Origin of the sequence: Psychrosphaera sp. 1_MG-2023 (assembly GCF_030548245.1) — a bacterium.
In the GTDB taxonomy this organism is placed as follows: domain Bacteria; phylum Pseudomonadota; class Gammaproteobacteria; order Enterobacterales; family Alteromonadaceae; genus Psychrosphaera; species Psychrosphaera algicola.
This window is the reverse complement of the sequence record NZ_JAUORW010000003.1, coordinates 18,863-31,978: the sequence shown is the minus strand read 5'-3', so window position 1 is coordinate 31,978 and position 13,116 is coordinate 18,863. Positions and strand designations below refer to the sequence as shown.

The following is a 13,116-nucleotide window of genomic DNA, read 5'->3' as shown; positions in this document are numbered from 1 at the left end:
TAATAAAGGAAATACGCATGTATTCTAATTCTTATAGTAAAGGTATTGGCCTTGGCCATGTCTGTGTTTTGGTTGTTTTACTAGCCGTTGTAACACTAGCAACTCAGTTATAATACGTTTACCGTTTTAAATTTTCGCCCAGCATTGCTGGGCGTTTTTGTATCTGACGTTTAAAAAGGTTGAGATAAGATGAATGAAATTGTTACCCGCGACATTGGTCATGTTCTTCATATAGAATTAAATCGGCCACAAGCTAAAAATGCGCTGTCTATTGAAATGTATCGAGAGTTAGTTGAGGCATTTGAGTATTTGGATTCGTCTGACAATTTACATGTTGGTTTAATATACGGTTCTACGAGTTGTTTTAGTGCTGGCAACGATTTAAAAGACTTTATGAATTCAAGTGTTTTAGATGATAGTCATCCAACCGTAAAGTTTATTAAGTTACTGGCCAACTTTTCAAAACCAATTGTCGCAGCAGTTGCTGGGCCTGCAGTTGGTATTGGTACGACGATGTTATTACATTGTGATATGGTTATTGCGGCAAATAATAGTAAATTTCAACTGCCATTTGTGCAACTTGGTTTGTGCCCAGAAGCTGGCTCAAGCTTGTTGTTGCCATATATGGCCGGTCATCCAAGAGCTTTTGAGTATTTAGTTTTAGGTAAACCTTTTAACGCGGATACGGCGTTAGATATGGCGATGATTAATCAAGTGGTTGAACCCGGTGATGTGATAAATGTCGCAAGTCAAATCGCTGAAACGTTAAGTCTGTTGCCAGTTGAAGCCGTGATTGAAAGTAAAAGGTTAATGAAGTTACCTTTACGACAAGTGCAAAATGCGTCTATAGCCCAAGAATTGGGGGCTTTCTCAAGTTTACTTAAGTCGGATGAGTGTCAAAAGCGAGTGTCGTCATTTTTTAATAAATAAAACACCTTTTGCCAATTCATCATGTTTGTGAATTGGCATTAACTGCACTTACAACTATGGATGTCATGATTTTTGTCGGTTAAACAAGTCGCCTGGTTTCCCCTAAATTTAACCCCCACGTCATAACTCATGTTCTATTTTTTAACCTTGTTCTAGATTGATAAACATCGGTTTTGTTTCTTTTTGTTTCTTCCACTTAAATGTGTTGTTGATCACCAAATGTTAAATAGTTGGTAGAAACGCCAGCAATTACTATACTCAAATCTGGTTCTGTTTTTCATTGGTTAGGGGGAAGTATGATCTTACCTAAAACGCTATATGAAATATTGCCATATACTTACATGTCTATTGGGGTAGCTGAAATTGGCTACTTCAAATCATATTTAACTACAAGTTCAGGTCTGTTGTTCTTTTTTGCAGGGGCGTTGATTTGGATTTTACGATCGAACTATCGCCGATTTGATGACTTTCGTTTATTTGATTCAAAGTCAAAGCTTGGTTTATATGAGTTGAAGCCATTTTTGCTTATTTTACTCGGGGTAATGTTTTATACCTGGTTTGGTTCAAATTTGACGAGTTCTTTTGCAACGTTAACTGTTTTGGTTGGTATATATATTGTTTTTTTGAGAGCGATAAAAAGAAGCCGACAGTTAAAATTTGGATAGCTGCCACACTAGAGCTGAGTTTGAAATACACAAAATCTAACAATTTAATCAATAATCGTCGTTAACTACTAAACTAGTTTGGGTTATAAGTATATAAATTATAAGGTAATATAAATTAGCTAATAAAGCTTAATCGGAGTAAAAATTTAGATGGTTGCAATAACCAATTTGTCTTTTTTGATTGTTGACGATGTGGCAATGGTTCGTGATTTTTTACGTCAAACATTAGTTAACATGGGGGCCAACAGTATTTTTGAAGCTTCGACAGGTGAGGGGGGGATGCAGTCCTTTAACAAAAACTTACCAGATATTATTTTTTTAGATATAGAATTACCTAAATCAAACGGCCAACAAATATTGAAAGAAATGAGATTAATTAAGCCAAATGCATTTGTTGTAATGGTCTCTGCGCATTCGAGTGCTGATAATGTAAAAACATCAATAGAATTAGGCGCTTCAGGTTTTGTTGTTAAACCGTTTACATCACAAAAAATCCGCTCGGTTTTAAAAAGGTATATGCAGAACAAATGAATTTAGAAGAAATGCGTGTGTGCGCGCCACAAGCTTTGGCTTTACTTAAAACAATGGCAAACGAAAAACGCCTTTTTATTCTGTGTAATTTGCTTGATGGAGAATTATCAGTAAATGAGTTAGCTGAACGTGTTGGGCTTAGCCAGTCAGCATTGTCACAACACTTAGCAATTCTGCGGAATGAAGAGTACGTTGCGACTCGTAAAGCCTCACAGACCGTCTATTATTCGTTAAGTGGTGATGAAGTTAAACAAATAATGAGTTTGCTCCATCAACTTTATTCAACTAAAACGCCATAAAAAAAGCGCTTAATGAAATAACCCTATAGTTGGACATGCCAATCGTTGGGATCATTTCATTAAGCGCTTTTTGATTAGCGGGGGGGCTAATCTGAAAAGTTTTCAGCTAATACTTTTTCCGTATCCGCTTTCATCTCTGGTAATTCAAGTTTGTCATATGCTTCAATCATAATTTCTAGTGCACGTTTCACACTGCCGCTCTGACCATAATATTCTAAGACATATTTACAACGATTAACGGCCGCCACATAAGATGAACGTCTCATATAATATTCGGCAATAACGATTTCATGACTGGCCAGTTTATCAAGTAAAACCTTCATTCGTGATTTAGCTTCTTCACTGTATTTACTATTTGGGTACTTGATTACTAGTTTCTTGAAGTCTTTAAAGGCTTCACGAGAACCTTCCATATCTTTATCCGCATTTTCAATACCAAAGAAGTTTTGGAATGCGTTTTCGCCGGTATCCATATTCACCAACCCACGCATATAAATCACGTAATCAAGATTACTATGATCTGGGTTTAGCCGAATAAAGCGGTCTATAGCTGGTAACGCTTCTTCATATTTGCCTGATTTATAATAGGCAAACATTAAATCAAGCTGTACTTGACGAGAAAGCGGCCCAAATGGGTAACGGCTTTCTAAATCTGTTAATATACCAATCGCACGGGTATACATATTGTTGTTAAGGTGCTGTTTGGCTTCTTGGTAGCGAGCCTGAGGTGAACGATCGGGTAAACGCTCTACATCTTGGTCCGGTGCTGAAGTACAAGCAGAAACAAAAATACTGATAGCAATCAGTAAGGTAAATCGAAATCTAGACTTAAAATTAAACATTAATTACAACCTGAAGAGTTTTCTTTTCTCGTTAAACCATTTTTCGAGTAGAATAGGCAATATCGACCGCATTCTAACTCAGTCCTTAGTGACATGCACTGGCAAATTCAAACTATTTATCATGAACAAAGAAACAATAGAACTACATGCACACGTTAAAGAAGAACATTTTGGCAAACGCTTAGACCAAGTAATTGCTGATTTGTTTCCTGAATATTCAAGAAGTCGTCTTAAAGAGTGGATTTTAGATGAAAAAGTTCAAGTTAATGGCGAAATAATTTCAAAAGCTCGAGAAAAGATGATGGGCGATGAAGAAATTCATATCTCAGCTGAGCTTGAGGTAGAGGTCCATCACCAACCAGAAGATATCAAATTAGATATCGTTTATGAAGATGATGACATTTTAGTTATCAACAAACCGGCGAATTTGGTGGTACATCCAGGGGCTGGTAATCAGTCTGGAACCATTTTGAATGCCTTACTGCATCATTTTCCAGAAATTGATCTAGTTCCGCGAGCTGGTATCGTACATCGTCTAGATAAAGATACGACAGGGTTAATGGTTGTTGCTAAAACGGTACCCGCCCAAACTCAGTTAGTATCAGATATGCAAAACAGAGAAGTGACCAGAGAATATGAAGCTGTCTGTTTAGGGCGTCTAACTGCCGGCGGAACGGTAGATAAACCAATTGGTCGTCATTCAACCAAACGCACGAGTATGGCGGTAACCAATATGGGTCGTGAATCAGTGACTCATTATCGTTTGATCAAAAAGTTTCGAGTTCACACGCATATTCGTTTAAGGCTAGAAACCGGACGGACACACCAAATTCGTGTGCATATGTCTCATATTAGACATCCATTAGTGGGTGACATTCAATATGGCGGCAGAGTGCATACGCCAAAAGGTGCGTCTGAGCAGTTTATTCAATACTTAAGAAGTTTTAAACGCCAAGCATTACATGCGGCAATGTTGAGTTTTCACCACCCAATAAGTGGCGAAGAAATGACATTTGAAGCACCACTGCCAGACGATTTTATTCAGTTATTAAGTGAATTAAACAACGACGCAACGGAACATCAAGATGAAATGGATTTCTGCTGATTTTCCAAATTTAAGCAGTAAAATTAAAAAACGTATTTGTGCTGGCACGAGTACGCGATTGGACGGAGTGTCAAAAGCTCCGTTTAATGGACTTAACGTCGCCACCCATGTCGGCGACGATTTATCTTCTGTGATGGCCAATCGAGCTTTGTTACGCGAAGAGCTTAATTTTCCCTCTGAGCCATATTGGCTAAATCAAACCCACACAAATACTGTTGTGGAATTACCTTATGAGTACCGGCCTTATTTAGAGGCAGATGCAAGTTACACTTTCTTGACGAAAACACTGTGCGCGGTAATGACCGCAGATTGTTTACCATTATTGTTAGTTGACAATACCGGCACTCAAGTAGCCGCAATTCATGCTGGGTGGCGTGGATTAGCCAATGGTATTATCGCTAAAACCCTTGCAAAATTTACCGCTCAGGCACAGGATTTACACGTTTATATGGGGCCAGCAATAGGCCAAAGCGCATTTGAAGTTGGCCAAGACGTTTTTGATTACTTCCAACAACTTAATCCTATTTTTAGCAGGTGTTTTGAGTCAAAAAAAATCCCCCAAAAATATTCTGCAAATATATACGAAATTGCAAAAATTCAACTAGAGTTATTGGGCGTTAAGTTTATTTCGGGGGGCGAACATTGCACATTTGAACAGAATGACCAATTTTACTCTTACCGTCGAGATGGCCAAACCGGACGCATGGTTTCCATTATTTGGATTGACTAGGTTGACTTTTTAAATCGGTATGAACAATTAATTTTACTGTTTGTCATTGAAAAATTCGAATTAGACCAAACTTTTATAAGTAACTAAGTCCGTTTCTATTTTCGAGGTATGTAATGCGATTAGATCGATTAACAAATAAATTTCAACAGGCAATTGCCGATGCACAGTCATTAGCTGTTGGTCGTGATCATCAATATATAGAACCTGTTCACATTCTCAACTCTCTTATTAATCAAGAAAATAGCTCGGTTATTACCTTGCTTCATCATTGTCGAGTGAACGCCGCAGAGTTACGCTCAAAAATATCAAGAGAGTTGGAAGCTATCCCTACCGTGACCGGAATTGGTGGCGACATTCAATTGTCTCGAAGCACGGCTCAAATTTTAAATATGTGTGACAAACTGGCGCAACAGCGGAAAGACAAATTTATAACCAGTGAAGTATTCCTACTCGCTTTGGTCGACGATAATGGTACTGCCGGTAAAATACTAAAATTACTCGGTTTGACAAAGCAAAAAGTTGAAGAAGCGATAAATACGATGCGTGGTGGGCAGAAAGTTGAAGATGCCAACGCGGAAGATGTACGTCAAGCTCTTGAAAAATATACAGTTGATTTAACTCAACGCGCTGAACAAGGTAAGCTAGACCCTGTTATTGGGCGAGACGAAGAGATCCGCCGCACTGTGCAGGTATTGCAACGCCGTACAAAAAACAACCCTGTGTTAATTGGTGAACCTGGTGTTGGTAAAACAGCCATTGTAGAAGGCTTAGCGCAACGGATCATCAATGGTGAAGTGCCTGAGGGACTTAAAAGCAAACGTGTGTTGTCGCTCGATCTGGGTGCCTTAGTTGCGGGCGCGAAATTTCGTGGTGAATTTGAAGAACGACTTAAATCGGTATTAAATGAACTTGCGAAAGAAGAAGGGCAGGTCATCCTATTTATCGATGAAATTCATACTATGGTTGGTGCCGGTAAATCTGATGGCGCAATGGATGCCGGTAACATGCTTAAACCGGCATTAGCCCGAGGCGAGTTACATTGTGTTGGTGCCACAACGTTAGACGAATATCGTAAATACATTGAAAAAGATGCTGCATTGGAACGTCGTTTCCAGAAGGTTCAGGTTGATGAGCCAAACGTTGAAGATACAGTGGCAATTTTACGTGGATTAAAAGAGCGTTACGAATTGCATCATTCTGTTGATATTACCGACCCTGCAATCGTAGCAGCGGCCAGCTTATCTCATCGTTACATCAGTGACAGACAATTACCTGACAAAGCGATTGATCTTATTGATGAAGCGGGTTCCAGTATTCGAATGCAAATCGATTCCAAGCCAGAAGAATTGGAAAAATTGGAACGGAAAATCATTCAATTAAAACTTGAAGATAATGCGCTGTTAAAAGAAACAGATGAAGCCAGTAAAAATCGATTAATGTTGATCAGAGATCAGATCAATATATTAGATAAAAAATACCAAGAGCTCGAAGAAGTATGGAAAGCTGAAAAAGCTGCATTGTCAGGCACTCAAAATATTAAAGAGCAACTTGAACAGTCCCGAATGGACCTTGATACAGCGCGACGAGCAAGCGATTTGCAACGTATGTCTGAACTGCAATATGGGCGAATTCCAGAGCTTGAAAAACAGTTGGATTTGGCGTCGCAGGCAGAAATGCAAGGCATGACATTGCTTCGTAATAAAGTGACAGAAAAAGAAATTGCTGAGGTTTTATCACGTTGGACGGGGATCCCGGTCACTAAGATGCTTGAAAGTGAACGTGATAAATTGTTGAAAATGGAAGAACAGCTGCACGCTAAAGTCATAGGACAAGAAGAGGCGGTCAGATCTGTAGCAAATGCAATTCGTCGTTCGCGAGCTGGGCTGTCAGACCCAAACCGACCAAATGGCTCGTTTTTGTTCCTTGGCCCAACGGGAGTAGGGAAAACCGAGCTTACTAAATCTTTAGCTCACTTTCTATTCGATTCAACCGACGCTATGGTTCGTATAGATATGTCTGAGTTTATGGAGAAGCACTCGGTCGCTCGACTAATTGGTGCGCCTCCTGGTTATGTGGGTTATGAAGAAGGTGGGTACTTAACTGAACTTGTTCGCCGAAAACCTTACTCTGTTGTTTTGCTAGATGAGGTTGAAAAAGCCCACCCTGATGTGTTTAATATATTGTTACAAGTGTTAGATGAAGGTCGGTTAACAGATGGACAAGGTCGAACCGTCGACTTTAGAAATACCGTTATTATTATGACCTCAAATCTAGGCTCTGATTTAATTCAATCAGGATATGTAGGTAAAGAACCTGCCGATTATGAATCGATGAAGGCTATGGTCATGGAAGTTGTCGGTAAACATTTCCGTCCAGAGTTCATTAATCGAATTGACGACACTGTGGTATTTCATCCGTTGAATTCTGCTGAAATTAAACAGATTGCCGGAATTCAATTAACGGGGCTGAAAAAACGATTAGCTGAACAAGAAGTAGAAATGACCTTAACGGAAGCGGCATTAGATCAAATAGCGGAAGCGGGTTTTGATCCAGTGTTTGGTGCAAGGCCATTAAAACGTGCAATTCAATTGTATGTTGAAAACAAACTTGCACAAGCTTTGTTGTCAGGCGAAATTAAACCGAAAGACAAGATTGAATTAGATGTGATTGATGGTGAATTTACGTTAAATATTCAGTCCGTTGATGTTTAAAAATAGAGTTCAGTGTCCATCTGTTGTATTTTGACAGTAATAAAGTTCGGCAATGTTATTGGGTTCGTTTGTAGCTATTTAACCATTGCCGACGTTTTACCAAAAATTGATAATTTAGAAAGGAATGATAAATGAAAACGATGACATGTAAGCAATTAGGCGGTGCGTGCGACCTTAAATTTCAAGCTGAAACATTCGAGGAAATGGCTGAAAAAAGTAAGATGCACGGCATGGAAATGTTTCAAAAACAAGATCCTGAACATTTAGAAGCGATGCAAAAAGTGATGGCGTTAATGCAACAACCAGAAAAATTGCAAGAATTTTTTGATCAAAAACGCAGTGAGTTTGAACAGCTTCCAGACGATAAATAACTCGTTATATCTATTGGTTTTATCAGTGCATTATTGTTCGACTTGTGTAATAGCAACTATCGCGAGTCGACATTTAAATATATGGGAGGGTTACTCATATATAATGTAATCCGTTTCTCGTTTCTTGTTTTGATTCTGGGGGGACTTTGGACTAGAGAATTTCCAGTGGAAGCACTTCAGCAGGCCGCAACTTGATAACTAGTTTAATAATTTGTAACGGCGTTCCAATTGCTTTTGGATTTCTTCAACAGAGTAACCAAATCTGGTTAATACTTCTTCAGATATATCAACCATATCGCCAACACCTGTAACATTCCACAACCGGCCTTCAAGTTCTTTTGCTCTATGTTGGGAATAATTTCCAATGTAACTTAACTCTCTGGAAATATAATCCATGTCAGGACGCCCAGTTTTCGAAATATAAATTCTAAAAGCAAAAAACACATCGGCTTTGGTACTGGCTTTGATAAAGCTCGTTAACATTTCGGTTGATAAAAACTGATCTGCGTAATGGCATATAAACGAGCGAGCTTCTGTATTTTGATCGGTACGATAACGAATAAACAGTTCCACTGTTTTAGGTGTATCTGCCCGTTCCATATCGGCAACGAGAGGAGCAAACACATTGTTTGCCGCGTTGTCTTTTAGCAAAGGGTATAGACTAATATCATGTTGTTCAGGTTTATGTTTACTCAACAAGTGCAAAATCAAGTTAGCTTCGCAGCTCTTCCCCACCAAATTTATGTCAACTTTTGTTCCTTCTTTGTCGATATAAATAGGTGTGTTGCAAACGTGTTTAGCGCACAAGTTTCTTAGCGCTTTAGATAAACCCGGATAGCGACTTTCCATTTTTGCAGGGGTAAGTTTGGCTTTGTTCTGCACAATTAGTTTTTTGAAAAATTGTCGACCATGATGCACACCTTTAGGTTCAAAGGTTCGTAAATTCATAACTGTTTTGTCGCGCGAAATAGCCACGATTTCGTATGCTAATTTAGTTAAATTAAACTTGTTAGTTACACGCTGCATTTCAGGCAGACCAATGACAATAATATCGCCTTTTGTAAACGGGCAACCTTGCTCAATGACAAGCTGTAAGCCGTGACTTGAAAAGTCACGTGTCGTACCTTTTGCTCGTTCTTCTTGGCCTGGGAGGGCAACAGAGACCTCTGTCTTATATAAATAGCGCTCCTCTGACCTTAAATTAACGTATTCAATGGTTTCGACTTCCATATTTATGTAACGTTTTAATTTAGGGTGGCCAAACTTGTTCAATTGTGCGGCTGGCGCAGTCATCTCATGATATTTTTGATAGGCTTCTTTTTGATCTGGATTTGAAATCGGAGTCATATAAACAATGAATTTTAAATTCTGCAATAACCCTTGGACTTTTGGTGACGGTATTTGATTGTAGCGTTGAATCTCTTTACCTGCGGAATCTGGAACAGACAAAGGAATATGGGCATCATGTTCTGATACCGGTACTAACTGTAATTTGAAAACTTTCCAACTGTCTTTTTTACTCGCAAAATGCAAAAACGTTGACCGCAATTCTGGCGATGCATCGAGTTCTTCAGTGGTTGCAGAGTAAAAATATACTTTTCCTTTACGAGCATGGGTAAAGCAATAAAGTAAAGACTCCTTAATGCCGCGATCACTGAGCAGCATATTTTCAAGTCTTGGCATATCCAATATTTGTTGAAATACCAAATTTTTACTTTCGTCACTAAAATAGCCAAGTGTGGAACGATTGTTTTCGGTCGCGAGCGCCAATGTAGGCAACAAACGGTCATTAATTTGACGGATATAAACGGGTAAGGTGGTAACCCGTGGTAGGTAATACTGCTCATACCCCTTAACCGCTACAGCTTCAAGCGTATTGTCCAAATTCACTTTATAGCGACGTTTATTGCCGTTTATAAAATTGCCAAGGAAATCATCAAAGGCTGCAATGTCCTCAGTGAATGTTCTTTTCATTCTAATGTAATTATTGGCGATATTGATTTTATCGATGCCAACGACTTCATATTGAATACCGTCTTTGAGACCTAATTCAAACTCTTGCTCTAAACCTGTTAGGTAAATTGCAATTTTTTGACCTTTAACAAACTTTCTCGCAGAAGGCACTTTTACTTTTATCCCACTAACCGAGAGGTCACTACTGACTGCTTTTAATGTATCACCAATTGCAAATTGCATTTCAATAGCGATACTGAAATTCATTCGCTCTTCTGCTCGAATTCCGTATTGGGTAAAGTGCACAAGATTTGCACCGTAAATGATTTTGGGTTTTTCTGGGGCTTTATTTACTTGTTCAGCATCTGCACTAGTAGAGGCTCGTGGGGTTTTTTCCTGTCGAGCTTTTTCAACTAGACGCGCTTCTTGCTCTTTTTTATGCATTACCCTATGGTTGTTTTCCGCATTAAGCACGGCTTCGTAACAACCAATGGTGTATTGACCAAATTTTTCTATTTGATCTTTAAAAATTTGTTTAGCGACTTCATCTAGAAAATGGATCTGTCCCTTATATTCAAATGCAGTAGGTTCGCCAGCAACATGGCCACGTAAATCTAAGAGTCGGTTACAAGGTTGCCCAAGTCTCTTCAACTCCATTTTTATAAGAAACTGTTTGGCCTTAGGTACACTCGATACTTTAGATTTAAATTGCTTATCAAAGTCCGCGTGATTGACCGCAGATTTTAAATCTTCAATTATGTTGTTGTAATCGTGTAATTCGGTTGCCATATAAAGATTTGATTACCTGCAATTTTTAATACAAAACAATTAAAACCCACCTCACAAATGAATACAATTATTTATAAATCATTTATAATTTTCAATTGAGTAACAATTTAGTTTATTTAATTTTTTGTTATTTATTCATAAATATAGAGCATTTAGCTCTAACATCAATAGTTCGGGTCAAATACAAATTTAAACAAGTGTATATTTTATTACTTTAGATGAAGCAATAATTATGCCACGGACTTGTGACATTAGTATAACAAGCAGAGAAATTATGGCGAAATCAAAAATAGCGTATGTATGTAGCGATTGTGGTTCAGAGTATCCGCGGTGGCAGGGACAATGTACAGATTGCCATGCTTGGAATACGATTTCTGAATTCCGTGTTGCAGCTAAGACTAAGGCATCTGTTAGCCGTTATGAAGGTTATGCGGGAGCAGCTGAGAACAAGGTTCAAACTTTGGATAAGGTTAACCTTGAAGCACTGCCTAGGTTTACGACTGGTTATGGAGAATTTGACCGAGTATTAGGCGGCGGCGTAGTGCCTGGTTCTGCAATACTAATTGGCGGAAGTCCAGGTGCAGGGAAAAGCACCTTATTGCTGCAAACAATGTGCTTTTTGGCCGAGCATATGTCTACCCTATATGTGACGGGGGAAGAGAGTTTGCAACAAGTTGCGATGCGAGCTAATCGACTAGGTTTAGCAACCAATAAATTAAACGCATTGGCAGAAACAAGTGTAGAAGCGATTTGTATTCATGCTCAAAATATCAAACCTTCGATTATGGTTGTTGATTCAATTCAAGTGATGCATATGGCTGAAATTGCATCTGCGCCGGGGAGTGTATCTCAGGTACGTGAAGGCGCAGCGTATTTAACACGTTTTGCGAAACAAAATAATGTTGCGGTGATTATGGTTGGCCATGTCACCAAAGACGGTAATTTGGCAGGACCTAAAGTATTGGAACACTGTATCGATGCTAGCATCATGTTAGATGGAGACACAGATGGACGATATCGAACGTTAAGAGGCACTAAAAACAGATTTGGCGCGGTTAATGAACTTGGTGTGTTTGCAATGACGGACAAGGGGTTAAAAGAAGTCAGTAATCCAAGCGCAATATTTTTAAATCGTGCAGAAGGGGACTCGTCTGGCAGCTCTGTTATGGTTTTATGGGAAGGAACTCGCCCGTTGTTGGTCGAAATTCAAGCCTTGGTTGATCACTCGCAAATGGGGCACCCCAGGCGCGTTGCTGTCGGATTAGACTCAAACCGGCTGGCAATGTTACTTGCTGTACTACACAGACATGGCGGCTTGATGCTTGGCGATCAGGATGTTTTTGTTAATGTTGTTGGGGGCGTAAAAGTTAGTGAAACGAGTGCAGATTTAGCGCTGTTGTTGGCCATGGTATCAAGTTTTCGAGATTCCCCGTTGGATCGTGAGCTTGTTGTTTTTGGAGAGGTTGGTCTCGCTGGTGAAATAAGACCGGTTGCAAATGGCCAAGAACGTTTGCGGGAGGCCGCGAAACATGGCTTTAAACGTGCAATCGTACCCAAAAACAATATGCCTAAAGATACAATTGCCAATATGAAGGTGATTGGTATATCGCGCTTAGTTGAGGCGTTAGAACACCTTTAAAGTGACTATACTAAGTCACGGGTTTGTCGCCATTTTAAAATTTGGTGACAACCATGACTTTATCCGCTGGCAAGGATTATTCTGGGTTTGGAAATGTTAACGAATTCAAATTTCTATCAAGCAGTTCTGAACTGCCGACGTTTAATTCTACTAATCGACGCAAGTGGCTCACGCTCTGTAAATCGATTTTATCGCAGTGAATTCCTAAATGTTCTTTTTCAACATGGGTAATATGACCCGTCAATTCGACTTCAACATCGGATTCGTTAAGGCAAAACTTTAATAGACACGTTTCTTTAACAAGATTTTCAATCCCTTTTATTTGTGCAATTAATGCACCTTTTAATGATATATCAACGAGTGTCGTTGGGTAATCGATATTATTAACTGTCAGGGTTGCTGGGGCCGAAAATACAATACGAGTAAATCGCCGTTTGTCTTCCATTTTACTTACCACTCATATAGAAAGATTATTTACTTATCATGGAACTTATTGAAGAAAAATCAAGCTTAATTAGCGGTGAATGTTTTCACCGCTAATTAAAGTCAGA

Annotated in this window: 12 protein-coding genes; 9 read left to right on the top strand and 3 right to left on the bottom strand. The window is 39.1% G+C overall.

All coding sequences use genetic code 11. The annotated features are described in order from the left end of the window. The first annotated feature begins 189 nt into the window (after positions 1–189). The 4 genes from Q4575_RS03085 to Q4575_RS03070 all read left to right on the top strand — a co-directional run bounded on the left by Q4575_RS03085 (position 190) and on the right by Q4575_RS03070 (position 2,425). A complete protein-coding gene (locus tag Q4575_RS03085) occupies positions 190–930 on the top strand; it encodes an enoyl-CoA hydratase-related protein (RefSeq protein ID WP_303521292.1) in 741 nt (246 codons plus the stop codon). 296 nt (positions 931–1,226) lie between these two features. Further along, positions 1,227–1,595, top strand: a complete 369-nt coding sequence (locus Q4575_RS03080) for a hypothetical protein (protein ID WP_303521291.1) — start codon at positions 1,227–1,229, stop codon at positions 1,593–1,595. 150 nt (positions 1,596–1,745) lie between these two features. Then, positions 1,746–2,126 carry a response regulator gene (locus tag Q4575_RS03075; RefSeq protein WP_303521290.1) on the top strand — a complete coding sequence of 127 codons (381 nt, stop codon included), beginning with the start codon at positions 1,746–1,748 and terminating at the stop codon, positions 2,124–2,126. Further along, on the top strand, positions 2,123–2,425 hold the full coding sequence (locus Q4575_RS03070) for a metalloregulator ArsR/SmtB family transcription factor (RefSeq protein WP_215962117.1): 303 nt from the start codon (positions 2,123–2,125) through the stop codon (positions 2,423–2,425). The genes Q4575_RS03075 and Q4575_RS03070 overlap by 4 nt, the downstream gene beginning before the upstream one ends. A gap of 86 nt (positions 2,426–2,511) precedes the next feature. Here Q4575_RS03070 and Q4575_RS03065 read toward each other — a convergent pair whose 3' ends face one another. Beyond that, a complete protein-coding gene (locus Q4575_RS03065) occupies positions 2,512–3,267 on the bottom strand; it encodes an outer membrane protein assembly factor BamD (protein WP_215962116.1) in 756 nt (251 codons plus the stop codon). 121 nt (positions 3,268–3,388) lie between these two features. On the opposite strand from Q4575_RS03065, the gene rluD reads away from it, so the two are divergent. The 4 genes from rluD (at position 3,389) to Q4575_RS03045 (ending at position 8,184) form a co-directional block, all read left to right on the top strand. Continuing rightward, a complete protein-coding gene (rluD, locus tag Q4575_RS03060) occupies positions 3,389–4,372 on the top strand; it encodes a 23S rRNA pseudouridine(1911/1915/1917) synthase RluD (protein ID WP_215962115.1) in 984 nt (327 codons plus the stop codon). Then, complete coding sequence (pgeF, locus tag Q4575_RS03055; RefSeq protein WP_215962114.1) at positions 4,353–5,102, top strand: peptidoglycan editing factor PgeF; 750 nt, start codon at positions 4,353–4,355, stop codon at positions 5,100–5,102. The genes rluD and pgeF overlap by 20 nt, the downstream gene beginning before the upstream one ends. A 113-nt stretch (positions 5,103–5,215) precedes the next feature. Next, on the top strand, positions 5,216–7,813 hold the full coding sequence (gene clpB, locus Q4575_RS03050) for an ATP-dependent chaperone ClpB (protein WP_215962113.1): 2,598 nt from the start codon (positions 5,216–5,218) through the stop codon (positions 7,811–7,813). A 131-nt stretch (positions 7,814–7,944) separates the two neighbouring features. Continuing rightward, positions 7,945–8,184, top strand: a complete 240-nt coding sequence (locus Q4575_RS03045; RefSeq protein WP_215962112.1) for a hypothetical protein — start codon at positions 7,945–7,947, stop codon at positions 8,182–8,184. A 198-nt stretch (positions 8,185–8,382) separates the two neighbouring features. Here Q4575_RS03045 and Q4575_RS03040 read toward each other — a convergent pair whose 3' ends face one another. Further along, positions 8,383–10,926, bottom strand: coding sequence for a PilZ domain-containing protein (locus tag Q4575_RS03040; protein WP_303521289.1), 2,544 nt, complete (start codon positions 10,924–10,926; stop codon positions 8,383–8,385). Between the two features lie 274 nt (positions 10,927–11,200). Between Q4575_RS03040 and radA the strand changes: the two genes are divergently transcribed. Continuing rightward, positions 11,201–12,565, top strand: a complete 1,365-nt coding sequence (gene radA, locus Q4575_RS03035) for a DNA repair protein RadA (RefSeq protein ID WP_215962110.1) — start codon at positions 11,201–11,203, stop codon at positions 12,563–12,565. A gap of 76 nt (positions 12,566–12,641) precedes the next feature. On the opposite strand, the gene Q4575_RS03030 is transcribed toward radA, so the two are convergent. Then, positions 12,642–13,010, bottom strand: a complete 369-nt coding sequence (locus Q4575_RS03030; RefSeq protein ID WP_303521288.1) for a PilZ domain-containing protein — start codon at positions 13,008–13,010, stop codon at positions 12,642–12,644. Positions 13,011–13,116: the final 106 nt, after the last annotated feature.

Bases quoted from the DNA above. Each gene is read 5' to 3' on its own strand.
- Q4575_RS03070 (WP_215962117.1), top strand. From the start codon at position 2,123: ATGAATTTAGAAGAAATGCGTGTGTGCGCGCCACAAGCTTTGGCTTTA.
- Q4575_RS03085 (WP_303521292.1), top strand. From the start codon at position 190: ATGAATGAAATTGTTACCCGCGACATTGGTCATGTTCTTCATATAGAA.
- Q4575_RS03080 (WP_303521291.1), top strand. From the start codon at position 1,227: ATGATCTTACCTAAAACGCTATATGAAATATTGCCATATACTTACATG.
- Q4575_RS03075 (WP_303521290.1), top strand. From the start codon at position 1,746: ATGGTTGCAATAACCAATTTGTCTTTTTTGATTGTTGACGATGTGGCA.
- rluD (WP_215962115.1), top strand. From the start codon at position 3,389: ATGAACAAAGAAACAATAGAACTACATGCACACGTTAAAGAAGAACAT.
- Q4575_RS03045 (WP_215962112.1), top strand. From the start codon at position 7,945: ATGAAAACGATGACATGTAAGCAATTAGGCGGTGCGTGCGACCTTAAA.
- pgeF (WP_215962114.1), top strand. From the start codon at position 4,353: ATGAAATGGATTTCTGCTGATTTTCCAAATTTAAGCAGTAAAATTAAA.
- radA (WP_215962110.1), top strand. From the start codon at position 11,201: ATGGCGAAATCAAAAATAGCGTATGTATGTAGCGATTGTGGTTCAGAG.
- Q4575_RS03040 (WP_303521289.1), bottom strand. From the start codon at position 10,926: ATGGCAACCGAATTACACGATTACAACAACATAATTGAAGATTTAAAA.
- Q4575_RS03030 (WP_303521288.1), bottom strand. From the start codon at position 13,010: ATGGAAGACAAACGGCGATTTACTCGTATTGTATTTTCGGCCCCAGCA.
- clpB (WP_215962113.1), top strand. From the start codon at position 5,216: ATGCGATTAGATCGATTAACAAATAAATTTCAACAGGCAATTGCCGAT.
- Q4575_RS03065 (WP_215962116.1), bottom strand. From the start codon at position 3,267: ATGTTTAATTTTAAGTCTAGATTTCGATTTACCTTACTGATTGCTATC.